Origin of the sequence: Pseudoxanthomonas indica, from assembly GCF_900167565.1 — a bacterium.
In the GTDB taxonomy this organism is placed as follows: domain Bacteria; phylum Pseudomonadota; class Gammaproteobacteria; order Xanthomonadales; family Xanthomonadaceae; genus Pseudoxanthomonas_A; species Pseudoxanthomonas_A indica.
In genome coordinates, this window is sequence record NZ_FUZV01000002.1 from 920598 (window position 1) to 946205 (window position 25608).

Annotated in this window: 21 protein-coding genes; 11 read left to right on the forward strand and 10 right to left on the reverse strand. The window is 66.2% G+C overall.

Features of this window, described 5'->3' with window-relative positions; genetic code table 11:
• The first annotated feature begins 8 nt into the window (after positions 1-8).
• The 5 genes from B5X78_RS14840 to B5X78_RS14860 all read left to right on the forward strand — a co-directional run bounded on the left by B5X78_RS14840 (position 9) and on the right by B5X78_RS14860 (position 5498).
• A complete protein-coding gene (locus B5X78_RS14840) occupies positions 9-1151 on the forward strand; it encodes an ABC transporter ATP-binding protein (RefSeq protein ID WP_079725278.1) in 1143 nt (380 codons plus the stop codon).
• A 26-nt stretch (positions 1152-1177) separates the two neighbouring features.
• A complete protein-coding gene (locus B5X78_RS14845; RefSeq protein ID WP_079726215.1) occupies positions 1178-2062 on the forward strand; it encodes an ABC transporter permease subunit in 885 nt (294 codons plus the stop codon).
• Positions 2059-2901, forward strand: a complete 843-nt coding sequence (locus tag B5X78_RS14850) for an ABC transporter permease subunit (protein ID WP_079725279.1) — start codon at positions 2059-2061, stop codon at positions 2899-2901. Before B5X78_RS14845 ends, B5X78_RS14850 begins: the two co-directional genes overlap by 4 nt.
• Before the next feature lie 221 nt (positions 2902-3122).
• Complete coding sequence (locus B5X78_RS14855; protein ID WP_079725280.1) at positions 3123-4484, forward strand: NAD-dependent succinate-semialdehyde dehydrogenase; 1362 nt, start codon at positions 3123-3125, stop codon at positions 4482-4484.
• 153 nt (positions 4485-4637) lie between these two features.
• On the forward strand, positions 4638-5498 hold the full coding sequence (locus B5X78_RS14860) for a pirin family protein (protein ID WP_079725281.1): 861 nt from the start codon (positions 4638-4640) through the stop codon (positions 5496-5498).
• A 114-nt stretch (positions 5499-5612) separates the two neighbouring features.
• Here B5X78_RS14860 and aqpZ read toward each other — a convergent pair whose 3' ends face one another.
• The 4 genes from aqpZ to B5X78_RS14880 all read right to left on the reverse strand — a co-directional run bounded on the left by aqpZ (position 5613) and on the right by B5X78_RS14880 (position 8989).
• Complete coding sequence (aqpZ, locus tag B5X78_RS14865) at positions 5613-6332, reverse strand: aquaporin Z (RefSeq protein WP_079725282.1); 720 nt, start codon at positions 6330-6332, stop codon at positions 5613-5615.
• A gap of 112 nt (positions 6333-6444) precedes the next feature.
• Entirely contained in the window at positions 6445-7305 is an 861-nt protein-coding gene (locus B5X78_RS14870) for a pirin family protein (protein WP_079725285.1), read from the reverse strand.
• A gap of 84 nt (positions 7306-7389) precedes the next feature.
• Positions 7390-8352 carry a DNA ligase gene (locus B5X78_RS14875; protein WP_229730740.1) on the reverse strand — a complete coding sequence of 321 codons (963 nt, stop codon included), beginning with the start codon at positions 8350-8352 and terminating at the stop codon, positions 7390-7392.
• 115 nt (positions 8353-8467) lie between these two features.
• The gene (locus tag B5X78_RS14880) at positions 8468-8989 is read right to left on the reverse strand and encodes a SixA phosphatase family protein (protein ID WP_176140879.1); all 522 of its coding nucleotides are present in this window, start codon (positions 8987-8989) and stop codon (positions 8468-8470) included.
• Positions 8990-9101: 112 nt separating this feature from the next.
• On the opposite strand from B5X78_RS14880, the gene B5X78_RS14885 reads away from it, so the two are divergent.
• Positions 9102-10667, forward strand: a complete 1566-nt coding sequence (locus tag B5X78_RS14885; RefSeq protein ID WP_079725291.1) for a phospholipase D family protein — start codon at positions 9102-9104, stop codon at positions 10665-10667.
• Between the two features lie 11 nt (positions 10668-10678).
• Here the strand turns inward: B5X78_RS14885 and map are convergent, their stop codons facing one another.
• Both map and B5X78_RS14895 read right to left on the reverse strand, forming a co-directional pair.
• The gene (gene map / locus B5X78_RS14890; protein ID WP_079725293.1) at positions 10679-11455 is read right to left on the reverse strand and encodes a type I methionyl aminopeptidase; all 777 of its coding nucleotides are present in this window, start codon (positions 11453-11455) and stop codon (positions 10679-10681) included.
• Positions 11452-11664 carry a ParD-like family protein gene (locus tag B5X78_RS14895; protein WP_079725294.1) on the reverse strand — a complete coding sequence of 71 codons (213 nt, stop codon included), beginning with the start codon at positions 11662-11664 and terminating at the stop codon, positions 11452-11454. Before B5X78_RS14895 ends, map begins: the two co-directional genes overlap by 4 nt.
• Positions 11665-11845: 181 nt before the next feature.
• Between B5X78_RS14895 and B5X78_RS14900 the strand changes: the two genes are divergently transcribed.
• Positions 11846-13135: an amidohydrolase family protein gene (locus B5X78_RS14900; RefSeq protein WP_079725296.1), complete on the forward strand. Its 1290-nt coding sequence runs from the start codon at positions 11846-11848 to the stop codon at positions 13133-13135.
• A 97-nt stretch (positions 13136-13232) separates the two neighbouring features.
• Positions 13233-13898 carry a glutathione S-transferase family protein gene (locus tag B5X78_RS14905; protein ID WP_079725297.1) on the forward strand — a complete coding sequence of 222 codons (666 nt, stop codon included), beginning with the start codon at positions 13233-13235 and terminating at the stop codon, positions 13896-13898.
• Between the two features lie 248 nt (positions 13899-14146).
• On the opposite strand, the gene mfd is transcribed toward B5X78_RS14905, so the two are convergent.
• The 3 genes from mfd to B5X78_RS14920 all read right to left on the reverse strand — a co-directional run bounded on the left by mfd (position 14147) and on the right by B5X78_RS14920 (position 19577).
• On the reverse strand, positions 14147-17683 hold the full coding sequence (gene mfd, locus B5X78_RS14910) for a transcription-repair coupling factor (RefSeq protein WP_079725302.1): 3537 nt from the start codon (positions 17681-17683) through the stop codon (positions 14147-14149).
• A gap of 187 nt (positions 17684-17870) precedes the next feature.
• On the reverse strand, positions 17871-18926 hold the full coding sequence (locus tag B5X78_RS14915; protein WP_079725305.1) for a class I SAM-dependent methyltransferase: 1056 nt from the start codon (positions 18924-18926) through the stop codon (positions 17871-17873).
• A 99-nt stretch (positions 18927-19025) separates the two neighbouring features.
• Complete coding sequence (locus B5X78_RS14920; RefSeq protein ID WP_079725307.1) at positions 19026-19577, reverse strand: GNAT family N-acetyltransferase; 552 nt, start codon at positions 19575-19577, stop codon at positions 19026-19028.
• Positions 19578-19690: 113 nt separating this feature from the next.
• Here B5X78_RS14920 and B5X78_RS14925 point away from each other — a divergent pair, with 113 nt between their 5' ends.
• The 3 genes from B5X78_RS14925 (at position 19691) to B5X78_RS14935 (ending at position 24746) form a co-directional block, all read left to right on the forward strand.
• Positions 19691-20608, forward strand: coding sequence for a cation diffusion facilitator family transporter (locus tag B5X78_RS14925; RefSeq protein WP_079725309.1), 918 nt, complete (start codon positions 19691-19693; stop codon positions 20606-20608).
• 3 nt (positions 20609-20611) lie between these two features.
• Positions 20612-20977: an MmcQ/YjbR family DNA-binding protein gene (locus tag B5X78_RS14930; RefSeq protein WP_079725310.1), complete on the forward strand. Its 366-nt coding sequence runs from the start codon at positions 20612-20614 to the stop codon at positions 20975-20977.
• A gap of 535 nt (positions 20978-21512) precedes the next feature.
• Positions 21513-24746: an autotransporter family protein gene (locus B5X78_RS14935; RefSeq protein ID WP_176140880.1), complete on the forward strand. Its 3234-nt coding sequence runs from the start codon at positions 21513-21515 to the stop codon at positions 24744-24746.
• On the opposite strand, the gene B5X78_RS14940 is transcribed toward B5X78_RS14935, so the two are convergent.
• Positions 24734-25597 (reverse strand): 23S rRNA (adenine(2030)-N(6))-methyltransferase RlmJ, encoded by an 864-nt coding sequence (locus B5X78_RS14940; RefSeq protein WP_079725313.1) that lies wholly within the window; start codon positions 25595-25597, stop codon positions 24734-24736. The two genes, B5X78_RS14935 and B5X78_RS14940, sit on opposite strands and share 13 nt — an antisense overlap.
• Positions 25598-25608 lie beyond the last annotated feature (11 nt).

Genomic DNA, 25608 nt, shown 5'->3' on the forward strand with positions numbered 1-25608 from the left:
GAATCCGCATGCCGCCCGACAACCCGAGCAACGGACAGAATGGCAATGGCGCCAAGGACAGCACGGACTCGTACCTGCGCATCGTCGACGTGCGCAAGGAGTTCGACGGCTTTGTCGCCGTCGACGACACCAACCTGACCATCCGCAAGGGCGAGATTTTCGCGCTGCTCGGTGGTTCGGGCAGCGGCAAGTCGACCCTGCTGCGCTGCCTGGCCGGCTTCGAGAAACCCACCGCCGGCAAGATCTACCTGGACGGGCAGCTGCTCAACGACCTGCCGCCCTACGAGCGTCCGCTCAACATGATGTTCCAGTCCTATGCGCTGTTCCCGCACATGACGGTGGAGCAGAACATCGCCTTCGGCCTGAAGCAGGACGGCCTGTCCAAGGAGGCCGTGAAGAAACGCGTGCAGGAGATGCTGGCGCTGGTGCAGCTGGGCAAGCTGGCCAAGCGCAAACCGCATCAGCTCTCCGGTGGCCAGCAACAGCGCGTGGCGCTGGCGCGTTCATTGGCCAAGGGGCCCAAGTTGTTGTTGCTGGATGAGCCGATGGGCGCGCTGGACAAGAAGCTGCGCTCGCAGATGCAGCTGGAGCTGGTCAACATCATCGAGAAATCCGGGGTGACCTGCGTGATGGTCACCCATGATCAGGAAGAGGCCATGACCATGGCCACCCGCATCGCGCTGATGGACCAGGGCTGGATCCGCCAGGTCGGCACGCCCGACGAAATCTACGAACAACCGACCAGCCGCTTCGCCGCCGAGTTCATCGGCTCGGTCAACCTGATGGACGGCGTGGTGGAAGAGGATGAAGCCGACTACGTCACCATCCGCAGCAAGCAGCTGCCCGACGCCATCTACATCGGCCACGGCATTTCCGGCTTCGAAGGCCAGGAAGTGTCCTTCGCCGTGCGCCCGGAAAAGCTCGGCATCGGCAAGCAGGAGCCGGAGCAGCAGCACAACAAAGCCAAGGGCGTGATCGAGGACATCGCCTACTTCGGCAGCCATTCGGTCTATCACGTGCGCCTGCCCAGTGGCTACAAGTTCATGGCCAACTTCGCCAACGTGCAGCGCTGGGCCAGCGAGGCGCTGACCTGGAATGACGAAGTGTGGGTGTGGTGGGGCGACAACGACGGCGTGGTGCTCACCTCATGAAACTGCGCGAACTGCTCAAGAAGACGATGCCCGGATCACGCTGGGCCGTGATCTCGGTCCCTTACCTGTGGCAGCTGCTGTTCTTCGCGATTCCGTTCCTGATTGTGCTGAAGATTTCCTTCAGCAAGCTCGCCATCGCGATGCCGCCATACACGCCCATCCTGGAGTACGTGGACGAGGCGCTGACGCTCAAGCTCAACCTGGGCAACTACGCGGCGCTGGTCACCGACTCGCAATACGTGCAGGCCTACCTGAGCTCGATCAAGATCGCCGCCATTTCCACCCTGCTGGCGCTGCTGATTGGCTACCCCATCGCCTACGTGATTGCGCGGATGCCGCCTTCCAGCCGCAACATCGCGATGATGCTGGTGGTGCTGCCATCGTGGACTTCGTTCCTGATCCGCATCTACGCGTGGATCGGCATCCTCAAGAACAACGGCCTGCTCAACAACTTCCTGATGAAGCTGGGCATCATCGATGCGCCGCTGCAGATTCTCTACACGCCGATGGCGGCCTACATCGGCATTGTCTATGCCTACCTGCCATTCATGGTGCTGCCGCTGTACACCAACCTGGTCAAGCACGATCAGCGCCTGCTGGAAGCGGCTTACGACCTGGGCGCCAAACCGTGGAAGGCGTTCTTCACCATCACCTTGCCGCTTTCGCGCGCGGGCATCATCGCCGGCTGCATGCTGGTGATGATTCCGGCGGTGGGCGAGTTCGTCATCCCGGAACTGCTGGGCGGACCGGACACCCTGATGATTGGACGGGTGTTGTGGAACGAGTTCTTCAACAACCGCGACTGGCCGGCGGCGTCGGCGGTGGCCATCGTGATGCTGATCCTGCTGATGGTGCCGATCCTGATCTTCAACCGCGTGCAGCAGCGTGAGCTGGAAGGCAGGCTGACATGAAGCGACTGCGCCAACGCAGCCTGACCTGGCTGGTGCTGGGTTTCGGTTTCGCTTTCCTGTACCTGCCGATCCTGATCCTGATGGTGTACTCGTTCAACGAGTCGCGCCTGGCCACGGTGTGGTCGGGCTTCTCGGTGAAATGGTATGGCGAGTTGTTCCGCGATCAGCAGATGCTGGCCGCAGCCTGGGTGAGTCTGAAAATCGCCTTCTGGACCGCCAGCGCGGCGGTGGTGCTGGGCACGCTGGCCGGTCTGGTGATGACGCGGATGCGGCGCTTCCCCGGCAAGACCCTGTTCGGTGCCTTGATCACCGCGCCGCTGGTGATGCCGGAAGTGATCATCGGCCTGTCGATCCTGCTGATGCTGGTCTCGCTGGGGCCGCTGCTGCACCTGCCGTCCAAGGGCGTGGTGGCGATCCTGATCGCGCATATCACCCTGACGGTGTCGTTCGTGACGGTGGTGATCTCCTCGCGCCTGCAGGAGCTGGACAAGTCGCTGGAAGAAGCGGCGATGGATCTGGGCGCCAACCGGATCAAGGTGTTTTTCTTGATCACCTTGCCAATCATTGCGCCGGCGCTGGTGTCGGGCTGGCTGCTGGCCTTCACCTTGTCGCTGGATGACGTGGTGATCGCCAGCTTCGTCGCCGGGCCGAGTTCCACTACGCTGCCGATCAAGGTGTTTTCGTCCGTGCGCCTGGGTTTGAGCCCGAAGATCAATGCGCTGGCGAGTTTGATGATTGCGGTGGTGACGGTGGCCGCGATCATCGGCTGGTGGCTGATGTACCGCGAAGAGAAGCGCAAGCAGCGGGATATGCAGTTGGCGCTACAGGACAACGGCTGACGGCGCTGGCCCTCACCCCGGCCGGAACCCCTTCTCCCGCATGCGGGAGAAGGTGCCCGCAGGGCGGATGAGGGCAGGGCAGCACGTACACGCGACCGCTTGCGCCACTTGCCCCCACCCAACCCTCCCCCGCAAGCGGGAGAGGGCTCAAGCGCACGTCGTCCCGGCATTAACACGATCGCGTGCAGACTCCATCCGTTGCACTACATGCAGAGCAAAAAATGAACGTCGACACCGTGAACCCCGCGACCGGCCAGGTCGAACACTCGCAGAAGCTGATGGACTCGGCAGAGATAGAAGCCATCCTCGCCGCCACCCAGCCCGCCTTCAAGGCCTGGGCCGCGCGGCCGCTGGAGGAACGCGGCCATCTGTTGCGCAATGTCGGCGCGGAACTACGCCGCCGCCGCGACGACATCCAGCGCACCATGACCGCCGAGATGGGCAAGCTGAAGAAGGAAGCCCTGGCCGAAGTCGACAAGTGCGCCGGCGCCTGTGACTACTACGCCGACCACGCGGCCGATTATCTGAAGGACCAGCCGATCAGCACCGATGGCAGCCGCAGCTATGTGCGCTTCGAGCCGATCGGTTGCGTGCTGGCGGTGATGCCGTGGAATTTCCCGATCTGGCAGGTGTTCCGCTTCCTCGCACCGGCACTGATGGCCGGCAACGTGGCGGTGCTCAAGCACGCCAGCAACGTGCCGCGTTGCGCCGACATCATCGCCGACGTGCTGCACGAAGCCGGCATTCCGGCGGGCGTGTTCGCCGCCCTGCATATCGACAACGACCAGGCCGCCGCAGTGATCCGCGATCCGCGCATCGCCGCGGTCACCCTGACCGGCAGCGAGCGGGCAGGGCGCTCGGTCGCCGGCAATGCCGGCCAGCAGTTGAAGAAGTGCGTGATGGAACTGGGCGGCAGCGACGCCTTCGTGGTGCTGGAAGATGCGGACCTGGACAAGACCGTGGCCGGCGCCATCGCCTCACGCTTCGGCAACGCCGGCCAGACCTGCATCGCCGCCAAGCGCTTCATCGTGGTCGATGCAATCGCCGACAAGTTCGTCGAGCGCTTCAAGCAGGCGGCGGCCAAACTGGCGCTGGGTGATCCGGAAGCCGAGAGCACCACGCTGGCGCCGCTGGCACGCCAGGATCTGCGCGACGAGTTGCACAAGCAGGTGCAGGCCAGCATCGCCCTTGGCGCCTCGGCGCTGCTGGGCTGCGCGCCGGACGCGTCGCATGCGGGCTATCCGGCTTCGATTCTGGATAACGTCGCCCCCGGCATGCCCGCCTACGAAGAGGAACTGTTTGGCCCGGTCGCCAGCATCCTGCGGGTCAAGGACGAGGCCGAAGCCGTGCAGGTGGCCAACGACACCAACTTCGGCCTGGGCGGCAGCGTCTGGACCGGCGACAGCGAACGTGGCAATCGCGTCGCCCGGCAACTGCAGGTGGGCGCGGCCTTCGTCAACGCGATCGTGCGCAGCGATGTGCGGCTGCCGTTTGGCGGCACCAAGCGCTCCGGCTTTGGCCGCGAGCTGGCCGAACACGGCATCCACGAGTTCATGAACATCAAGTCGGTCTACGTGGCATAGCCGGCGGCTGGATGTGGCCCCTCGTACAGGAAGCGCCATCCGGGGACCGACGCTGCCCCAGCTTTCCAGCTCTGGAACAGATCGGTGTAGCGCCCCCGGTTTTGTTCCCGAGTCGCCGATGCCATCTTCTTCGCTTCCAAGGGAGAACCTGCCATGACCACTTCAATTGCCTCTTCGCCGGCCCGCATCGCGCGCAAGGTGCGCGGGCGCGCCACCTCCGACGGCGCCGGGGTCAAGTTGACCCGCGTCATCGGTGGCCCGGATCTGCCGGATCTGGACCCGTTCCTGCTGCTGGACGAATTCGGCACCGATCGTGCCGAAGACTACATCGCCGGCTTCCCGGAACATCCGCATCGCGGCTTCGAGACCGTGACTTACATGCTCGATGGGCGCATGCGCCATCGCGACAACCATGGCAACGAAGGCCTGCTGACGCCCGGCTCGGTGCAGTGGATGACCGCCGGCCGTGGCCTGATCCATTCGGAAATGCCGGAGCAGGAATCCGGGCGCATGCGCGGCTTCCAGCTGTGGGTGAACCTGCCCGCGCGCGAGAAGATGACCGAGCCCAAGTACCAGGAATTCGCGCCCGACCATCTGCCTGTCGCCACCCCGGCCAAGGGTGTGTCGGTAAAGGTCATCGCCGGTCGCGTGGGCGACACCGTCGGCCCGATTTCGCAGCCGGCCACCGATCCGGTGTATCTGGATATCGCGCTGGAACCGGGTCAGGCCTGGGACTACACCTTGCCGGACGGACACAACGCGTTTGCCTACGTGTTCGAAGGGGCGTTGAGCCTGGGCGAGGGCGACGAGGCGCGTGCGCTGGAATCGCAGGAGATGGCGGTGCTCGGTGGCGGCAACCAGGTGGTGTTGCGCGCGGGTAGCCAGCCGACCCGGGTGATCCTGGTGGCGGGGCGTCCGTTGCGCGAGCCGGTAGTGCGGCATGGTCCGTTTGTCATGAACAGCAAGCAGGAAATCATGCAGGCGTTCGTGGATTTCCAGGAAGGGCGGTTCTAAACCGGCGCTTCCCGATCCTGCTGCAGCGTACTGCCGCACCTCTTCATCACGCTGGAAAAACAACGGTCGCGCAAGGCGACCGTTGTTGTTTGCAGCGATGACGGGTGCAGCGCGTCAGTCGTCCTTGCCCAGCCATTTGTAAATCTGGCCGCCGATCATGCCGCCCAGGATCGGCGCGACCCAGAACAGCCACAACTGGCCGAGGGCGCCGGAGCCGGCAAACACCGCCACGCCGGTGGAGCGCGCCGGATTGACCGAGGTGTTGGTGACCGGAATGCTGATCAGGTGAATCAGGGTCAGGCCCAGGCCGATGGCGATGGGCGCAAAGCCGGCCGGCGCACGGCTGTGGGTGGCGCCCATGATGATCAGCAGGAATACGGCGGTCAGCACCACTTCGGTCAGGAATGCCGATGCCGCGTCGTAACCCCCCGGCGACAGTTCGTTGTAGCCATTGGTGGCGAAGGCCCCGGCCGCGCCCGGGTCGATGACGAAGGTGCCGGTGCCCTTGGCGATGTTGAGCAGGATGAAACCGGCGACGATGCCGCCCAGTACCTGGGCGATGACGTAGGGCGCCAGATCGCGCGCCGGGAAACGTCCACCGGCCCACAGGCCGAAGCTGACGGCGGGATTGAAATGTCCGCCGGAGATATGGCCGAACGCATACGCACCGGTCAGCACGGTCAGGCCGAAGGCCAATGCCACGCCGACGAAACCAATCCCCAGTGGATTGCCGTCGCCGCCGAACTTGGCCGCCAGCACGGCACTGCCGCAGCCACCCAGAACCAGCCAGAACGTACCCAGAAACTCCGCCGTCAATCGTTTTGCAAGACTCATAAACACTCCGTTGTTGTCACCGCGCTCGGGCGGCGGGCAGGAATCTACGCTATGAGTTGCTGGAAGTATCGCTGTAACTTCGAACAGGCAGCTTAAGTAAAGTTACTGAGCGTCAGTGATCGGGCAGGGGAATGAACTCGGTCTCACCTTCGATCTTGCCGAAGCGATCATTGAGCCAATCCTGTTTGGCCTGCTCGATGCGCTCCTGCGAACTGGAAACGAAGTTCCACCACATATGCCGCGGCGCATCGAGCGGTTCGCCGCCGACCAGGATGGCCTTGACGGCCGTCTTGGCGCGCAGCTTGGGCTGGGTGCCGCGATCCAGTACCACCAGATGCTTGTCGGGGATATCCACGCCATCCAGTTGCGCATCACCTTCCAGGACGTAAAGCGCACGTTCGACGGCCGTGCCATCGATCACGTGTTCGGCGTCCGGTTCCAGATCCAGCGCGACGTTGAAGGTGTCGGCGAACACCCGCACCGGCGATTCCTCGCCGTAGCCACGGCCGGCGATCACGCGCAGCCACACGCCCTTGTGGTTCTGCTGCGGCAGGGTGGCGGCCTTGTGGTGATGGAACTCGGGCGCCACTTCCTCGAATTCGCGCGGCAGTGCCACCCAGGTCTGCATGCCATGCAGCGGATGCGGATGCGCGCGCACGTCCGGTGGCGTGCGCTCGGAATGGGCGATGCCACGGCCGGCGGTCATCCAGTTGACGTCGCCGGGCAGAATCACCTGGTCATAGCCCAGGGTGTCCTTGTGCTTGATCGCGCCGCTCCACAGGTACGTGACCGTCGCCAGGCCGATATGCGGATGTGGACGCACGTCCACGCCGCGTCCTTCGTCGAAGGTGGCCGGCCCCATATGGTCGACGAACACGAACGGGCCCACGCTGCGCGCCTGCAGGCTGGGCACGGCGCGGCGAACCTGGAAACCGCCCAGATCATGGACGCGGGGGGAAACGATGAGGGTCATGGCGGCAGCTCCGGGCGAGGTGGCCGCAGCATCGCATGGTTGCGTGCCACTGGTGTGCCAGGCCATGGAACGATGCGGTCCGCCTCAGGGTGGCCGCAGCGGCTCCTCATCGCGCACGCGCAGGAAGCGGGCGAAACGCGGAAGCCCCCGCCGGGTCAGGCCGTCGTAGCGATACGTGACCACGCTGCCGAGGGGCGGCGGCTGCGCGCGCTGCGCATCGCTGAAGCCACTGCCCAGGCGGAACCGGCGTCCATCGCTGGCCTGCACCGACAGCGCGCCCAGCATGCCGGCGTACTTGCCCTTGCCGGGCACATGGCCGACCACCCGCGCGTCGCTTTCCAGATGCGGCTTGAGCTTGAGCAGGTGCAGACTGCGCCCGGCCACATAGCGGCCTTGCGCGTGATGCAGCATCAGGCCTTCGCCGCCTGCGCCCACCACCTCGCGCAGCTTGGCCTGCAACTGCGCCATGTCTGCCAGGCGATGTTGCGGGATGACCTGCAGCCAGGGCACGCGCGCCGTCGTGACCGCGCGCTGCAAACGACGCAGACGCACATCGAACACCTCGCGCTGTGCAGGTGCATCGAACACCATGAACTTCATCTGCCGCCAAGCCGCAGCGTCTTCGCGATAGCGGCGCACCAGGCCACTGGTGGCCTCAAAGCGGCCGCGCCCCAGCCACAACTCCCCATCCAGTGGCAGATCGGGCCAGCCCCGCACGAACCACGCCGGTACGCTGATGCGCGCGCCGCCGCGGGTGATCAGCTGACGCCCGTCCCAGCGCGCCCGCACGCCATCGAGTTTCTCGCTGATCCAGTAATCGCGCACATCAATGCCGCCGCGCATCGGCGTGGCCAGCATCATCCCCGGTGCTGCCGGCTGCCGCGCCTCGCCGGGCCCGAGGGTCTCCTGCAGCAGCCGCATGGCCGGCAACCGGTCACTTGAATGCGCCTGCAAAAGCGCCATCGCGTCGGCCGCGCGCACGCCGGGCAGCCCCGACAGCATCAGCGCCAGTCCGCCGAACAACATCCACCCGCCACGTACCCGCATGATCCTTCTCCCGCGCCGCACATCGGCGCAGGGAGCAGGTTAGAAAGACGTCAAGCCACGGCGTGTCGCGACAATCCTCGCTGCAACGTAGGAAAACGCCGCATTCGCGGGTAGGTCAATACCGACCGATCTCGACACGGGCCGTGCCGTCCGCCGCCATGTGGATGCGGGTCAGGCGATCGTATTCGCTGTCCGGCATGGGGTCGGCGAGTTGACCCGACAGCGCGCTGACGATATCCGGCACCGTATTGCTGTGCCCCACCACCAGCACCGTGCCGCGCTGATGCGCCGCCTTCAACTGCGCCGCCACTTCCGCCGCCGGCCCTTTGGCGTAGTACGGGCGGATGGCCACACGATGCGCGTCGGCGGTCGGTTGCCCGGTCTGCCGCGTGCGCTTGTACTCGGTGGCGTATACCGCCACCACCGGCGCCGTGGCCAGCGCCTGCGCCAAGCGCTGCGCACGCGCCCGGCCCAGCTCGGACAGATCCGGATCCTCCGGGTCGTTGGTGGCCTTTTCCGCATGCCGCACCACCACGAAGGTGAGCGCATCGCCGCTGGCCGCCGGGGGCGTGGTGCCGCAGCCGCCCAGCAGGCCGAGCGTGAGCAGGGCAAGGACAAACAAGCGCAAACGGGTCATGGCCATCAATCCGTGGAAAAACCGGCGCCCAGCATAAGGCCTGCGTGCGGCTGACGGTCATGACGGCGTCATCGCGGCCGGGGTGGCTAGAATCCACCCAGCTACCCGGAAATTGTCCATGGCGCGAAAGCTTCGCTGGTTTGGCCTGATCCTGTTGACGCTGGCGGTGGCCAGCTTTGTTTCCGTCTTCAGCTATGGGCGCTTTGCCGCGCGCGTGCACGGCCCGCCCTCGCACGCGCTGGCGCTGCAGCCGGCGCAGACGGTGCTGGACCGCAGCCTGTCGCCTCTCACCCAGGGCCGTGGCCAGCGCAGCGGTATCACCCTGCTGTCCGACAACCTGGACGCCTTCGCCATCCGCGCGCTCACCGCGCAGGCCGCCGGGCGCAGCCTGGATCTGCAGTACTACCTCTGGCACGACGACTTCACCGGCCAGCTGCTGGATCGCGAACTGCTGCGCGCGGCCGATCGCGGCGTGCGCGTGCGCCTGTTGCTGGATGACATGAATGGTCATGGCAAGGATTCGTTCCTGGCCGCGATGGACACCCACCCCAACATCGAAGTACGCCTGTTCAATCCCACCCGCAACCGCGCCGGCGTGCTGGGTCGCGGCGTGGAGATGCTGCTGCGCGGCTTCAGCCTCAACCGGCGCATGCACAACAAGGCCTGGATTGCCGACGGCCGTGTGGCGGTGGTGGGTGGGCGCAACGTGGGTGATGAATATTTCGACGCCGCCACCGATACCAATTTCCTGGATCTGGACGTGGCCCTGCTCGGTCCGGCAGTGCAGCAGACCGAAGCGATCTTCGATGCGTTCTGGAACAGCCAGGCGGCGATTCCGCTGGGCGCGCTGGTCAAGGTCGAGCCGGACGCGCTGGTGGAACTGCGCACGGAAGTGGAGAAGTCGGTGGCCTCGCGTCGCGCCGATCCCTATCTGGCGCGGCTGGCGCAGTCGCCTTCGGTGCGTAGCATGGTGGCGGGCGAAGCGCCGTTGTACTGGCTGGATCACGCGCAGGTGGTGTCCGACCCGCCGGCCAAGCTGGCCGGCGAAGGCCAGGAGCAGTGGCTGATGTTCAAGCTGTTCCCGGCGATGTCGGCGGCCAAGCGCGAGCTGCGCATCATCTCGCCGTATTACGTGCCCGGCGATCGCGGCGTGCAATGGGCAGCGCAGTTGCGCGCGCGCGGGGTGAAGGTGGGCGTGCTGACCAACTCGCTCGCCGCCACCGACGTGATGGCCGTGCACAGCGGTTATGCCCCGTATCGGGTGCCGCTGCTGCGTGCGGGGGTGGAGCTGCACGAACTGATGCCGCAGGGGCAGCAGGATGGCGGCAGCCTGTTCGGATCCAGCGGCGCCAGCCTGCACACCAAGGCCTTTGCGGTGGATGGCGAGACCGGCTTCATTGGTTCCTTCAATCTGGATCCGCGCTCGATCAACCTCAACACCGAGATGGGCATCCTGTTCAAGGACAAACAGGCCACCGCACAGTTGCTGGCGCGCTACCGCGAAAAGAGCGGGCCGGAACAAAGCTACCGGCTGGCGCTGCTGGATGACGGCAGCCTGCGCTGGCACGAAGACGCGCACGTGCCGCCGCGCGTGTGGGAACACGAACCGGGCGTCGGTTTGTGGCGGCGCAGCGCAGTAAAAGTACTGGAGTGGTTACCGCTGGAGTCGCAGCTGTAGCGCAGTGGCGGCTATGGCCGCGCCGCCTGATCCACTTCACCGGCACGCAAGGTCAGCACCCGCGCACCGTCGCGGGTCACCGCCACCGTGTGCTCGAACTGCGCCGACAGCTTGCCGTCGCGGGTGTAGACCGGCCAGGTGCCGGGCTCGGATCGGATCGCCGCGCGGCCCTGGTTGATCATCGGCTCGATGGTGAACACCATGCCTTCCTGCAGTGCCAGGCCGGTGCCCGGCCGGCCGTAGTGCAGGATCTGCGGTTCTTCATGCATCTGCCGGCCAATGCCGTGTCCGCAGTATTCCCTGACCACGCTGTAGCCCTGCGCGCGTGCGTAGTGCTCGATGGCGTGGCCAATGTCGCCCAGGCGTGCGCCGGGGCGCACGGCGGCGATGCCTTTCCACATCGCGTTGTAGGCCGATGCCACCAGCCGGCGCGCGGGGTAGGCGACATCGCCGACGAGGTACGTGGTGCTGGAATCGGCGATATAGCCGTTCTTTTCCAGGGTGATGTCGAAGTTGACGATCTGCCCGCTGCGCAGCACGTCATCGGCCGATGGCACGCCGTGGCAGACCACATCGTCGATGGACGCGTTCAACGCAAACGCATAGTTGTATTGGCCGATGCTGGCCGGGCGCGCCTTGAGCTCATCGACGATCATGCGCTCGACGAAGGCGTTGATCGCCAGCGTGCTCATGCCTTCCATGGGCAGCTGGCCCAGCGCCTGAAAGACTTGGGCCAGCAGCGCGCCGGACTGCGCCATCAGCTCCACTTCGTCGGGGCGTTTGATCACGTGCGCGCGGCCTGCAGCGGTTTGGGCCGCACGCCCGCCGAACGCAGCTGCTCGGCCACGACCTCCTGGAAGGTCAGCCCGGGATTCATTTCGCAGAGCATGCCGACCTTGATCCAGAAGTTGGCCTGGGCATTGATGGAGCGGCTGGTGACGGTGCAGGCACGGCGAAGCTGGTCGTGCAGTTCGTCGTCGATGTTGACGATGCCCATGGGATGGCTCGAATCGGGGGAGGTGGCAGTATATATGCGGCATATATGATACGTATACATCGGCATCACGCGGAGCGGTCCGCGAGAGCGGGCGTGGCAACGTCATTGGCTCCGTGACTTCCGGCGCTTCTTCAGCTTGTCTGCGTCGCACACGATGCAGCCTTCCGACGGAGTAGACCGCATGCAAAGCGTATTGCCGACCCTGCGCGCCGCGGCCGGCGTGCTGCTTGCGATGGTGACCTTCGCCGCCGCCGCGCAGGATCTGGCCGTGGTGGGCGCACGCGTGTATCCCTCGCCCGAAGCGACGCCCATCGACGATGCCACCGTCTGGATTCGCGACGGCCGCATCGCGGCGGTGGGTGCGCGCGCCGACGTCACGCTGCCTGCGGGCGTGCGCATCATCGACGGCCGCGGCATGAGCGTGACCACCGGTTTCTGGAACAGCCACATCCATCTGATCAAGCCGCCGTTCCATGAGCCGGATGCGCAAGCGGCAGCGACCTTGTCGGACGCATTACGGGATCGCTACAGCCGCTGGGGCTTTACCACGCTGTTCGACATCGCCTCGCTGCCGGGCGATGCCCGTGCGCTGCGCGCACGCATCGGCTGCGGCGAAGTCCAGGGCCCGCAATTGCTGACCGTGGACATGCCGTTCTTTCCCGAGCACGGCACGCCGATCTACGTGCGTGAGCTGTGGCAACAGACACACGCGCCCAGCGCCGAGGTGACGACGGCGCAACAGGCACGTGCGCGGGCCGAAGCGCAGATCGCCGCCGGCGCCGATGGGGTCAAGCTGTTCACCGGCGCCATAACGGGCGGGCCGAATGAAGTGGTGCCGATGTCCGTGGACATCGCCCGCGCCACCGTCGAAGCCGCGCATGCGCATGGCAAACCGGCGTTCGCGCATCCGACCAACCCGGCGGGGCTGGCGATCGCCGTGGACAGTGGCGTGGACGTGCTGGTGCATGCAGCGCCGGAATCAGGCGAGTGGACGCCGGACTTCGTGGCGCGGCTGAAGGCCGATGACATGGCGCTGATTCCCACGCTGACCCTGTTCTCTGCCGAACTGCTGCGCGAAGGTGTACCCGAGGCAGTGGTACGCGAGCTGGTGAAGAATTCGCAGCAACAGTTGCAGGCGATGTCGCAGGCCGGCGGGCAGATTCTGTTCGGCACCGACGCCGGTTTTCACGAGACCTACGACACCCATCTGGAATATCGCCTGATGGCGGAGGCGGGCATGGACTGGCGCGCCATCCTGGCCAGCCTGACCACCGCACCGGCGCAGCGCTTCGGCCAGGCGAGCGGGCGCGGTCGATTGCAGGCAGGGTACGCGGGCGATCTGGTTGTGCTCGGTTCGGACCCGCAAGCGCAGCCGGAGGCATTTGCCGATGTCAGGCTGACCGTGCACGACGGCCGGGTGCTGTTCGATGCCACGCAGGCGCCTGCGTCGGAGGCGGCGGGCAGCGACTGAGCCCGACGCCGTCAGCGGCGGATAATCCGTTGCACCCGCGTGTCGAATCCGCGCCCTGCCATTCGTCGATCAAGACAACCGCCACCGGAGTCCGCGCATGATCCCCACCATTACCGCCTTTGAATCCTCCCCCGATCGCGGCCGCGGCCTGGCGCGCGACATGCGCGTGCGCTGGGCGCTGGAAGAGGTGGGCCAGCCTTACGACGTGCGCCTGCTGTCGTTCGCCGAGCTCAAGCAGCCGGCGCATCGCAAGTTGCAGCCGTTCGGGCAGATTCCTACCTACGAGGAAGATGATCTGGTGCTGTTCGAGTCCGGCGCCATCCTGCTGCATCTGGGCGAACGCCATGGCGTGCTGTTGCCGAAAGACGCGAATGCGCGCCTGCGCGCGATCAGTTGGATGTTCGCGGCGCTCAACACCATCGAGCCGCCGGTGTTCGAGCGTTCGATGATGCAGGTGCTGGAGCGCAAGGAGCCGTGGTTCGAGGCGCGCTCGGCGATGGTTGACCAGCGCGTGCGCCAGCGCTTCGGCGAACTGGTGCAGCACCTGGGCGATGCCGACTGGCTGGACGGCGAGTTCAGCGCCGGCGACTTGATGATGGTGACGGTGCTGATGCGCGCCGACGCGCTTGGCTTTGTCGAGGAATTTCCTGCGCTGGCCGCGTACCTGGCGCGTGGCAAGGCGCGGCCGGCGTTCCAACGGGCGTTCGAGGCGCAGGCATCGGTGTTCCAACTGGCACAGGCGCGCGAGAACGCAACAACCTGATACGTCGACAGTGTCGCCGATCACCCCCTCCCCCGTTTACGGGGAGGGTTGGGGTGGCACGTTTGCTCCCTCTCCCGTTTACGGGGGAGGGTTGGGGTGGGGGCAAGCCGGAGCCGTGATATCTGGGCGTCGACGTGAGTTGTTGAAATCGAATCCTTCAGGCGAATTGGCGGCTGCAACATTCCGTCTTCGTTCGGCCCCCACCCCAGCCCTCCCCCGCAAGCGGGAGAGGGGCATAAGGCCGGCGACTACGCCGCCTTCAAGGTCGTCAACAAACCCTTGGCCGCATTGAACCTGTCCGCCGCCTCCGGCAGCGGCACCTTGACCCGCAGCTTGTCCGGGCCGTCCATGGTGTAGAGCTTGGGCTGCTTCTGGATCAGCTGGATCACCGCCATCGGATCGATGTTGGGCTTGCTCTCGAAGACGATGCGGCCACCGGCTTCGCCCAGGTCCAGCTTGCGGATCCCCAGTGCGGTGGCGGTGAGCTTGAGTTCGGCGGTGGCGAACAGGTACTTCACCTGGTCCGGCAGCAGGCCGAAGCGGTCGATCATCTCCACCTGCAGGTCGCGCAGCTCGTCGACGTCACGCGCGCTGCTGATGCGCTTGTACAAGGTCAGGCGCGTGTGCACGTCGGGCAGGTAGTCATCCGGAATCAGCGCCGGCACATGCAGTTCCACTTCGGCCCCGCGTGATTCCTGGCCCAGGTCGGCGTCAGGCAGCTTGCCCTGGCGAATCGACTTGACCGCGCGCTCCAGCAATTCGGTGTACAGGCTGAAGCCAATCTCGGCCATCTGCCCGCTCTGATCCTCGCCCAGCAGTTCACCGGCGCCGCGGATTTCCAGATCGTGGGTGGCCAGCATGAAGCCGGCGCCCAGTTCGTCCATCGCCGCGATGGCGTCCAGCCGGCGCTCGGCGTCGGCGGTCATGCTGCGCTTGTCCGGCACCACCAGGTAGGCGTAGCTGCGGTGATGCGAGCGACCGACGCGGCCACGCAGCTGGTGCAGCTGGGCCAGGCCGAAGCGATCGGCGCGGTTGATGATGATCGTGTTGGCGTTGGGAATGTCGATGCCCGATTCGATGATTGTCGTGCACAGCAACACGTTGAAGCGCTGCTTCTGGAAGCCGAGCATCACCTGTTCCAGTTCGCGCTCGGGCATCTGCCCATGCGCCACGCCGATGCGCGCCTCCGGCACCAGCTCCTGCAGATCGCGCTGCATGCGGCCGATGCTTTCCACGTCGTTGTGCAGGAAGTAGACCTGGCCACCGCGCGAGAGCTCGCGCTGGAACGACTCTTTCAACAACGGCCCATCCCAGGGCGTGATGAAGGTCTGCACCGCCATGCGGTTGGCCGGCGGGGTGGCGATGATCGACAGATCGCGCAGGCCGGCCATGGCCATGTTGAGCGTGCGCGGAATCGGTGTGGCGGTCAGGGTCAGCAGGTGGACGTTGGCGCGCAGTGCCTTCAGCGCTTCCTTCTGGCGCACGCCGAAGCGCTGTTCTTCATCGACGATGACCAGGCCCAGGTCGCGGAACTTCACGTCCGGCTGCAGCAGGCGATGGGTGCCGACGATCACGTCCAGCTTGCCCTCGGCCAGCTTCTCCAGTTCGGCCTTGATCTCCTTGGCAGTCTTGAAGCGCGACAGCACTTCCACCCGCAGCGGCCAGTCGGCGAAGCGATCGCGGAAGTTGCGGTAGTGCTGTTCGGCCAGCAACGTGGTCGGCACCAGCACCGCGACCTGCTTGCCGGCGCTTGCCGCCGCGAAGGCGGCCCGCAGCGCGACCTCGGTCTTGCCAAAACCCACATCGCCGCAGACCACCCGATCCATCGGCTGGCTGCTGCCAAGATCGCGCAGCACCGATTCAATCGCGTGGTGCTGGTCCGGCGTTTCCTCGAACGGAAAGGCGGCGGCGAAGGGCTCGTACATGCCGCGATCCACCGGCAACGCCAGTCCGGCGCGGGCCTGGCGACGGGCCTGGATTTCCAGCAGTTCGGCGGCCACGTCGCGGACCTTTTCCGCGGCTTTCTTCTTGGCCTTGGTCCACGCTTCGCCACCGAGCGAATGCAGCGGCGCGGTTTCCACCGAGGCGCCGGAGTAGCGGCTGATCAGGTGCAACTGCGCCACCGGCACGTACAGGCGGTCGCCCTTGGCGTATTCGATTTCCAGGTATTCGCCGGGCAGGCCACCGGCTTCGAGCACGATCAGCCCGCGGTAGCGGCCCACGCCATGATCCTCGTGGACGATCGGCGCGCCTTCGCTCAGTTCGCCCAGATCGCGGATGATGCTTTCCGGCTCGCGCACGCTGCGCTTGCGCCGGTTGGGCTGGGTGGCGCGATCCGGGAACAGCTGGCGCTCGGTGAGGATGACGAGCTGCGGATCGTCCAGGGCAAAGCCGTCTTCCAACGGCGCCACGGCAATGGCGAAGCGAGGTAGCCCGTCTCCCGACGCTGCCGCACCTTCATCCGGCGCTTCGCGCCCCCTTCTCCCGGAGGAGGAAGGTGCAAAGCTGGCGAAGTCCGGGACGACTTCGGGTTTCAGCTCGGCCGACTGCAGCACTTCCAGCAGCGCCTCGCGACGACCGGCCGAGTCGGCGGCAATCAGCACGCGACCGCGATAGCTGTCGAGGAAACTGCGCAGCGCCACGCCGGGGGTGTGGTCCTTCTGCGCAATCGGCAGCGCGGGGGCCGGTTGCTCGCCCAGTGCCAGGGCCTCGGCATGGCGCGGGTGATCGGGCGCGCAGAGTTCCACCCGCGGCTGTTGGTTCAGGCGTTCGCGCAGGGCTTCCGGTGACAGGTACAACTCATCCGGTGGCAACAGTGGCCGCTCGACATCATGGCGGCGCTGTTCGTAGCGATTGCGGGTGGTGGCCCAGAACGCTTCGGCGCAGGCATCGGCGCCGTCGGCCAGCACCGGCAGCACGCGATCGCCCAGGTAGTCGAACAGGGTGGCGGTCTGCTCGAAGAACAGCGGCAGGTAGTACTCCACACCAGCCGGCGCCAGGCCGGATTTCAAATCCTGGTAGAGCGCGCTGCGGCGGGTATCCACGTCGAACCGGTCACGCAACTGATCCATCGCGCGTGCCACCGAGGTCTCGTCGAGCGGCACTTCGCGGCCGGGCAGCAATTGCACGCTGGCGATGCGATCCAGCGAGCGCTGGCTTTCGGGATCGAATGCGCGGATGGAGTCGATGGTGTCGTCGAGCAGTTCGATGCGCAGCGGCGCGGACGCGCCCATCGGATACACATCGAGCAGGCCACCGCGCACGGCGAAGTCGCCCGGGTCCAGCACCTGCGGCACATGGCGGTAGCTGGCCGCTTCCAGCCGGCGCTTTTCCGCATCGAAATCCAGCACCTGGCCGGTGCGGTAGTCGAAGCTGCCGCCGACGATGTGGCGCAACGGTGGCAAACGCTGCAGCAGCGTCTGCACCGGCACCACCACGATGCCGCGCGCCAGCGTGGGCAGGCGATGCAAGGCGGCCAGCCGCTGCGAGACGATGTCCGGGTGCGGGCTGAATTGATCGTAGGGCAGGGTTTCCCAATCCGGGAACGGCAGCACCGGCAGATCCGCACCGGCGCCCAGCAAGGTATGCAGGTCGCCTTCAATCTGATGCGCGTGATGGTTGTCGCGCGCGATGACCAGCAGCGGGCCCTCGTGCTGGCGCGCCGCGCGAATCAGGAACCACGGCAGCGCCGTGACCGAAGCCGGCGCGCGCCACCAGGCGCGGGTGTGCGCGCCTTGCGGCAGCAGGGAGGGGGAAGTAGCGGGAGGCGTAGGATTCTTGGGCATCGGTCCACAAAACAACAGCAGCGCCGGCGACCGTGAAGCCGCCAGCGCAAGGGAGGTCAGTTTAACGTGGGGCCGATGCGAGGCGAGTCAATGCGCGCCGGCCCTGGATGTCCTCCGTAGGAGGCACTTCAGTGCCGACCCTGTCAGTCGGCACTGAAGTGCCTCCCACACCAGCGCCACCGCCCTTTCAGGGCCGGGCCTCGAACACCAGGTTGAACGGCGTCTGCGTGGCGCGACGGAACTGCTTGAAGCCGCCCGCCCGCATCACCGCGCCCAGCCGCGCTTCGCCGGCCTGTGCGCCCAGCGCCGGACCCTGCCGCGCCAGCGACACCGGCACGCAGATCTGCGATGACGCGCCGTAGTACACGCGGCCGACCGGGTTGAGGTTCTCTTCCACCTTGTCACCGGCGAAAGGCTCCACCAGCAGGCAGTGGCCATCGGCCTTGAGCGCGCGTTGGGCGTGGCGCGCCGCACCTTCGGGATCGGCCATGTCGTGCAGGCAATCGAAGAAGGCCAGCAGATCGAAATCGCGATCCGGATACGAGTTGGCGTCGGCCGCTTCAAAACGCACATTGGTCAAGCCGGCCTGTTCGGCGCGTTCGTTGGCTACCCGCACCGAGTCGGCGTGGTAGTCGTAGCCGATGAACTGCGAACGGGGAAACGCCTGCGCCATCAACACCGTGCTGGCGCCATGGCCGCAGCCCACGTCCGCCACCTTGGCGCCTTGCTTGAGCTTGTCGACGACGCCATCCAGCGCCGGCAACCACTCGCTGATCAGGTGCGCGTTGTAACCGGCACGGAAGAAGCGCTCGGTGCCATGGAACAGGCAGGCATGGTGATCGCCCCATTCCATGCCGGCGCCACTGCGGAAGTTGGCCACGGTGCGGTCGAGTGCATGGAACACCGCCTCGACAATGTAATAGGCGCCTGCCAGATCCACCGGGCTGGACGGGTTGGCCAGGCACAGCGCCTGCTCGGGTGACAGCTGGTAGCGACCGCTGTCGGCGTCGTACTCCACATAGCCGCCGGCGGCCTGGTTGCCCAGCCACTCGCGGATGTAGCGTTCATGGGTGCCGGTGCGGGTGGCCAGCTCGGCGGGCGTGGCCGGGCTGTCGGCCAAGGCGCGATACAGGCCCAGCCGATCCCCGGCCAGGATCAAGGTGGCGCTGATCGCCGCGCCGAGGTCGCCCACGGCATGGCCGAGGAATTGGTTGAGGCGGGTTTCGTCGATTGCTGCGTTCATGGGAGCCGCTCCGTCGCCGCGGCACCGCTTGCCGCCAGCTCCCCATGTCCGTCATTACGCCACGCAGCAGGACCGACGGCCGTCCGTCGGTCGGCCGGTTTACTCGGGCTGGTTCAGGTCCAGCACCACCCGCACCAGGTTGGGCGAGGCATCCTGCTCGCGCACCTGGCGGAAACCCAGCGACTCGGCCAGTTGCAGCATCGGCAGGTTGCTGTCGAGCACATCGCCGTACAGCCGGTCGAGCTTCTTGGACTTGGCCCATTTGACCAGCCGGCGCATCAGGTGCCGGCCCAGGCCCTGGCCGGCGATGAAGTGGCTGACCAGGATGGCGAATTCGGCCTCGCGCGAACGCGACACCACCGACACCCGCGCCACCGCACCCACCAGCGCCTCGCCGGGCGGCAGGGTCTCGGCCGCCACCAGCGCAAACTCGGTCTGCGGGTCGGGCTGGCTCAGGCGCTGGGCCATTTCCGGGGTCAGCTCGCGCAGCGCGTACAGGAAGCGCTGGCGGATTTCTTCCGGACCCAGCAGGGTGAAGGCGCCCTGGATCGGACCGGCATCCTCCGGGCGGATCGGACGGATCAGCAGTTCACGGCCGCTGGGCAGGCGGAAGTGCTCATGCCAGGGCGGTAGTCGTTTCGGCGCGGTCATAGCGGGCGGCAGGTTCCCATGTCGGCGGTGAAGGTAGGCTCTAGTCGGCAATGACGCCAGTGCGCAGGGGTCCCTTGCTAGACTGCCGGCCTTTCCCTATTCAAGGATGTGTCATGGCGGGTGGTGGCGATTCTACGCGCGCAATCCTGTTTGCGCTGGGGGCCAACTTCGCCATTGCGGTGGCCAAGGGCGTGGCCGCCTTCATCACCGGATCCAGCGCCATGCTGGCCGAAACGGTGCACTCGCTGGCCGACTGCGGCAACCAGCTGCTCCTGCTGCTGGGCCTGCGCCAGGCCAGGCGCCCGGCATCGACCGAACACCCGCTGGGTTACGGGCGCGCCATCTACTTCTGGTCGTTCCTGGTGGCGGTGATGCTGTTCACCATCGGCGGCATGTTCTCGGTCTACGAAGGCGTGCACAAGCTGCAGCATCCGGAACCGCTGCAGCAGTGGTGGTGGGCGGCCGGCGTGCTGGTGTTCGCGATCATCGCCGAAGGCGTGTCGATGCGCGCCTGCCTGGAAGAAGTGAACAAGTCGCGCGGCGACCGCAGCATCTGGCGCTGGTTCCGCGAGAGCCGCCAGGCCGAGCTGGTGGTGATCTTCGGCGAGGATCTGGCTGCGCTGCTGGGCCTGGTGTTTGCGCTGGGTGCGGTGATGCTGTCGGTGGTCACCGGCAATCCGCTGTGGGATGCGGTGGGCACGGTGATGATTGGCGTGCTGCTGATCGTGATTGCGGTGCTGGTGGCGATCGAGGTCAAGTCGATGCTGATTGGCCAGAGCGTGGACCCGCAACTGGAACAGCAGCTCACCGGCTGGCTGCGCGCGCGCCCCGAGGTGACCCATCTGATCCACGTCATCACCCTGCAGCAGGGCAACGACGTGGTGGTCTCGGTGCAGGCGGTGATGCGCGAAACCCAGGACGTGCGCGTGCTGCTGGATGACATCAACCGGGTCGAGGACGAACTGAAAGTCGCCTATCCGGCAGTGCGCTGGACGTTCTTCGAACCCGATCTACCCAAGTCGGAGCGCTGAGCCATGGCAAAGAAAGCGAGCCAACGCGATCTGGACAGCTGGCTGGGGCGTCTGCCCGGGGTCAGCACCGATGTGAAGTGGGGCGCGGACCTGTGCTATCTGGTGCGCGACAAGATGTTCTGCGTGTACTGCCTGGAAGGCGAGGGCAAGGGCAGCTTGAGCTTCAAGGCCGGCGAAGATCGGTTCCTGGAACTCACCGACCGCCCGGGCTTTGTACCGGCGCCCTATCTGGCGCGCGCGCACTGGGTGAAGCTGGATGACACCTCCGTGCTGCCACGCGAGGAACTGCAGGCGCTGCTGCGCCAGGCTTACGACCTGATCGTCGCCAAGCTGCCGAAGAAGGTGCAGAAGGAATTGGCGGCCGGATAACCGCCACGTTCGCAAACCTCTGCCACCCTGTGCGCGCGCCTGTGCCGGGCGCGCCTGGTGTTTTTTCGTCGCGCAGATTGTGCGCAAGAGCGGGGTGATTCCTGCCTCAGCGGGTTGGCCTCGCTGCGTTGTTACCGATTCCTTCAGCCTGACTTTCGCCCATCGATTTGCCTGTGGCTGGCGAATCGAGAGAGGACGCTTGCACGCGATGCATGCGCGTCACGGCGACTGGCCGTGGCTGTTGCGAAAGGAATTTCTATAAAGCCGCAACTCAATCACCTTTATAGACATCCGGCTGAGAGCCTCAGTATTCTTTTCACACTGCGGGGCCGGCCATTGCAGAGGTGAAAACTGGTCGGTAGGACAGGCATCTCTGTCCTGCCAAGACGCCTCAGCAATGAAATCTCTCTGTTGTCCGCGGCCCATTTTCCCGGGTACTTTCTCGCCGTCGCCGGCAACGGACCGGCATCCCCCGCACTCGCCACGCGGCGTTCCAGTGGCCCGCCGACAGGCAGGAAAAAGCCATGCCCTTGCCTTGGCCATAGCTGTAAATCTATGGGGCTTGCATGGCGACCTGGAGGCCAGGGACCTGCACGGTGCGCAATACGTGGGCCCGGGCGAAACGCTGACGCTGGTCAAGGGCGACAGTCTGGACTACGAGGGTTGGGATGCGGCGTTGACGGTGACGGGTGCTGACGCCGTGGCGACGGGCCAGCAGGTGACGTTCAAGCTCGGTGGCCGTCCCTACGGCGTCGCCATCGGCCTGCAGGCACTTGGCGGTGGCCGGGTGGAGCTGGAGAAGGGTTCGATCAATTCCAATCTCAACGACCGGCGGGTCTTCGAGACCCTGCAGGTGCAGGGCAGGGATGCCGCCGGCGTGGTCAGCAAGATGCGCCTGGCCGGCGTCGACATCAACGCCGGCTACAATGGCAACGGCCAAGGTGCTTTTGCGGCCCGCGACGGCGGCAGTCTGCATTTCACCGATGGCCGCATCGCGGGCGGCAACGTCGGAAAATACTTCGGTTTGTTTACTGTCGATGGCACGGATAGCGAAATCCGCGCCATACGCACCGCCATTTCCCTGACCGGCAATGCCGGCCTGGGAGTGGCGGCGGGCGGGAAACTGACCCTGCAGCAGATGGAGATCGCCACCAGCGACGGCTACCTCAACATGCTGATCACCGGCGAAGGCTCGCAGGCCAGCACCACCGCGCTGGTGTTGAGCAATGCACGTTACGACATCAATGACGGCGCGCAGGCCCACGTCGTCAACGGGACCATCGTCAATGGCGCGCAACCGGCCTTCCGCGTGAGTGGCGGAAACACCGCATCGAGCGTGAACGTCGATCAGGGCAGCTACAGCGCCAAGGGGAGCTACCTGGCCGAGATCCAGCACGACGGCCAGTTCACCGCGACCGACGCCGACTTCAAGGCCAGCGACGTGCAGGCCGCGTTCCACACCAGCAGCAGCAGCGCCGAACTGACATTGAAGAAGAGCGCCATCGAGACCTCGGGCAACGAGGGCAGCCATGGCGTGGACATTCTCGGAGGGGTCGCCACGCTGGAGAGCCTCCGCCTGGATACGTGGGGCAATGAGGCCCATGCACTGCGCGGCACCCAGAACAACGAGACCACGCTGTCGCGAATCTCCCTCAAGGACAGCCAGGTGGAGGTGCACGGCAGCGGCGGCGCGGCGCTGTACGTGGCAGGTGACAAGGTGGAAGCCACCGTCGCCGCTTCACAGATGACGTCGCTGGAGACGGACGCGCATGGCTTTGTCCAGGTGGACCGTGCTCAGTTGGACGTGCGCGACTCGCAGATTGACGTGCAGGGCGCGCGCGGCAGCACCTATGTGAGCCGGGTCAACACCCGTGGCAATGGCGGCAACAGCGCGCGGATCGCCACCAGCGTTATGCGCGCCATGAAGGGGCCCGCCCTGTGGTTTCTGGGCGATCAACACAAGCTGATTCTCAACGAGTCGCGCGTGCTGTCCGGCGAGGTCGATGGCGCGCCCGGGGTACTGATGCAAGTCGACGACGCGATCCTGGACAACCAGGACACGCTGGCTGCGGGCCGCATCACCCTCAACGCGCGCGATTCGGAACTGTTGGGAGACGTGCGCGTCGACAGCGCCACCGCCGAAGTGAATCTGGACCTGACCGGCGCCTCGACGCTGCAGGGCGCCCTGCTGTCCGAGGCGGGCCGACAGGTGGCGGAGCTGGGTCTGATGGAGAGCAGTACGTGGATGGTGACCGCGCACTCGGGACTGACTCAATTGATTCACCGCGGACTGCTGCAGTTCGCGGCGCCCGCCACCGCCAGCGACTTCAAACGCGTGCAGGTGACCGGCAACTACGACATCGGCGAAGGCACGCTGGAGTTCAACACCCGCCTGGAAGGCGATGACTCGGCCACCGATCGTCTGCTGGTGCAAGGCAATGCAACAGGCGTGGGCAGCGTGCGCGTGGTCAACGCCAAGGGCGCGGGCGCCGCCACCGTTGAAGGCATCCGCCTGGTACAGGTGGACGGCGAGTCGAGCGCGACCTTGAGCCTGCTCGAGCGCGTCGTCGCCGGCCCGTACGAGTACACCCTGGTGCAGGGCAGCGTCAGCGCGCCGGACGACGGCGACTGGTACCTGCGCTCCAGCCGGCCACCACCGGTGAAACCCGACGACCCGGTGCAGCCGGACGAGCCGGACAAGCCCGACGAGCCGGTGAAGCCGGACGAGCCCGACCAACCCGTCAAGCCCGATTCTCCGGACGATCCCACCCCCCCAATCACGCCGGTCGACCCGCCATCGCCATCGCCTCCGGAACCACTGTGGCGTCCGGAAGTGGCGGCGTACCAGGCCAACCAATGGGCGAGCATCAGTCTGTTCTCGCACAACCTGCACGATCGCCTGGGCGAACCGGTGTACGCCGAGCGCCAACGCGATGGCTCAGGCGGCCAGGCTTGGGTGCGCAGCCAGCGTCAGCAACACGATCTGCGCACGGAGAACCGGCAGCTGGCTTCGGCCACCGATGCGACGATGCTGCAAGCCGGCGCCGAACTGACCCGTTGGCAGCCGCGCGATCACCGCCTGCATCTGGGCATGATGGCCGGCGCGGCGCAGGCGCAGAGCCACGTCGGTTCCGCACTGACCGGCTACCACGCCAAGGGTTCCGTGCGCGGACACAGCTTCGGCCTCTATGGCACCTGGTTCTCGCGCGCGGGCACTCCAGGCGGTGCTTACCTGGATGGCTGGGTGCAACACGGCCGCTTCCACAACCAGGTGCAGAGCGACGGCCTGCGCAGCGTGCGCTATACCTCGCGCAGCTGGACCGCTTCGCTGGAAGCCGGCTATGCATGGAATGCGTGGACCAGCGCGCGCGCGCGCTGGATGCTGGAACCGCAACTGCAGTACGTGTATGTGCAGCACTCCGCTGATCGCGTGCGCGAAGCCAACGGCACGCGCATCGATGCCAGCGCCGGTGCGGGCGTGGACCGGCGCCTGGGGCTGCGGATGTACCCGCAGGTGCTGGACCTGCAGGTGATGCGGGTGCAGCCCTACCTCGCGGTGCACCGCGAGGACTATGCCGCGCGTCGCGGTGTGCGGTTCGAGGGCACCGCCATGAACGGCAGCCTGCCGCGCCGCATCGATTCCATGCAGGCCGGAGCGGATGCCGAGTTGGGTGGTGGCTGGACTGCGCGCGGCTTCATCACCCTGCGGCGTGGCGCCGGCCACTACCGCGAGGTCAGCGGCCAGGTCGGGCTGGGTTACCGCTGGTGAGCCATCTGCAACCACTCCAGGCGCGTGCTGGCGCCGGCTTCGCCCAGCGCTTTCTGCAACGCCGGCAGCGCGGGGGCGATGGCCTGTTCGATCTGGAAGGGGGGATTGAGCAGCAACATGCCGCTGCCATTCAGTCGCAGCGGCGAGTCATCGGGGCGGATCTGCAGTTCCGCCAGCAGCGCCGACTTCGCGGGCAGGGCCGCGGCCTTGCGCAAGAACGGCTGCAGGCTGCGCCGCTGCTTGATCGGGTACCAGACCGCGTAACAGGCGTTGGGCCAGCGCTCCATGGCGTCGCGCAGCGACTTGATGATCTGCGGGTACTCGGCGTCCTGCGCTTCGTACGGCGGATCGATCAGCACCAGGCCGCGGGCGATCTTCACCTCGCCCACACGCGGCGGCAACAGCGCATGCAGCGCGACATAGCCGTCGCGCGCATGCACGCCGACGCGCTTGTCATGGGCGAACAGGGCCTTGAGTTCACTCGCCTCTTCGGGCTGCAGCTCGCACGCCGCCAGGCGGTCCTGCTCGCGCAGCGCCTGCGCGGCCAACAGCGGCGAACCGGGATAGGCCACCAGTGCGCCGACCGGGTTGGCGGCCTGCACGGCCCGCAGATAGTGTTCCAGCACCTCGGGCAGGGCGGGCTGGTCGAACAGCCGGAAAATGCCGGATTCAGCCTCGCCGGTCTTCTGGCTCTCGCTGCCCCCCAGCAGATAGCGGCCGCGGCCGGCATGGGTATCGAGCACGAAGAAGGGGCTGTCCTTGCGCTTGAGCGCGGCCAGCACGGCCAGCAGGATCATGTGCTTGAGCACGTCGGCATGGTTACCGGCGTGGAAGGCGTGGCGATAGTTCATCCGCACAGCAT

Bases quoted from the DNA above. Each gene is read 5' to 3' on its own strand.
- B5X78_RS14915 (WP_079725305.1), bottom strand. From the start codon at position 18,926: ATGAACGCAGCAATCGACGAAACCCGCCTCAACCAATTCCTCGGCCAT.
- B5X78_RS14875 (WP_229730740.1), bottom strand. From the start codon at position 8,352: ATGCGGGTACGTGGCGGGTGGATGTTGTTCGGCGGACTGGCGCTGATG.
- B5X78_RS14870 (WP_079725285.1), bottom strand. From the start codon at position 7,305: ATGACCCTCATCGTTTCCCCCCGCGTCCATGATCTGGGCGGTTTCCAG.
- B5X78_RS14850 (WP_079725279.1), top strand. From the start codon at position 2,059: ATGAAGCGACTGCGCCAACGCAGCCTGACCTGGCTGGTGCTGGGTTTC.
- B5X78_RS14855 (WP_079725280.1), top strand. From the start codon at position 3,123: ATGAACGTCGACACCGTGAACCCCGCGACCGGCCAGGTCGAACACTCG.
- B5X78_RS14840 (WP_079725278.1), top strand. From the start codon at position 9: ATGCCGCCCGACAACCCGAGCAACGGACAGAATGGCAATGGCGCCAAG.
- aqpZ (WP_079725282.1), bottom strand. From the start codon at position 6,332: ATGAGTCTTGCAAAACGATTGACGGCGGAGTTTCTGGGTACGTTCTGG.
- B5X78_RS14920 (WP_079725307.1), bottom strand. From the start codon at position 19,577: ATGACCGCGCCGAAACGACTACCGCCCTGGCATGAGCACTTCCGCCTG.
- B5X78_RS14860 (WP_079725281.1), top strand. From the start codon at position 4,638: ATGACCACTTCAATTGCCTCTTCGCCGGCCCGCATCGCGCGCAAGGTG.
- B5X78_RS14905 (WP_079725297.1), top strand. From the start codon at position 13,233: ATGATCCCCACCATTACCGCCTTTGAATCCTCCCCCGATCGCGGCCGC.
- B5X78_RS14900 (WP_079725296.1), top strand. From the start codon at position 11,846: ATGCAAAGCGTATTGCCGACCCTGCGCGCCGCGGCCGGCGTGCTGCTT.
- B5X78_RS14940 (WP_079725313.1), bottom strand. From the start codon at position 25,597: ATGAACTATCGCCACGCCTTCCACGCCGGTAACCATGCCGACGTGCTC.
- B5X78_RS14925 (WP_079725309.1), top strand. From the start codon at position 19,691: ATGGCGGGTGGTGGCGATTCTACGCGCGCAATCCTGTTTGCGCTGGGG.
- B5X78_RS14895 (WP_079725294.1), bottom strand. From the start codon at position 11,664: ATGGGCATCGTCAACATCGACGACGAACTGCACGACCAGCTTCGCCGT.
- B5X78_RS14930 (WP_079725310.1), top strand. From the start codon at position 20,612: ATGGCAAAGAAAGCGAGCCAACGCGATCTGGACAGCTGGCTGGGGCGT.
- mfd (WP_079725302.1), bottom strand. From the start codon at position 17,683: ATGCCCAAGAATCCTACGCCTCCCGCTACTTCCCCCTCCCTGCTGCCG.
- B5X78_RS14845 (WP_079726215.1), top strand. From the start codon at position 1,178: ATGCCCGGATCACGCTGGGCCGTGATCTCGGTCCCTTACCTGTGGCAG.
- B5X78_RS14880 (WP_176140879.1), bottom strand. From the start codon at position 8,989: ATGACCCGTTTGCGCTTGTTTGTCCTTGCCCTGCTCACGCTCGGCCTG.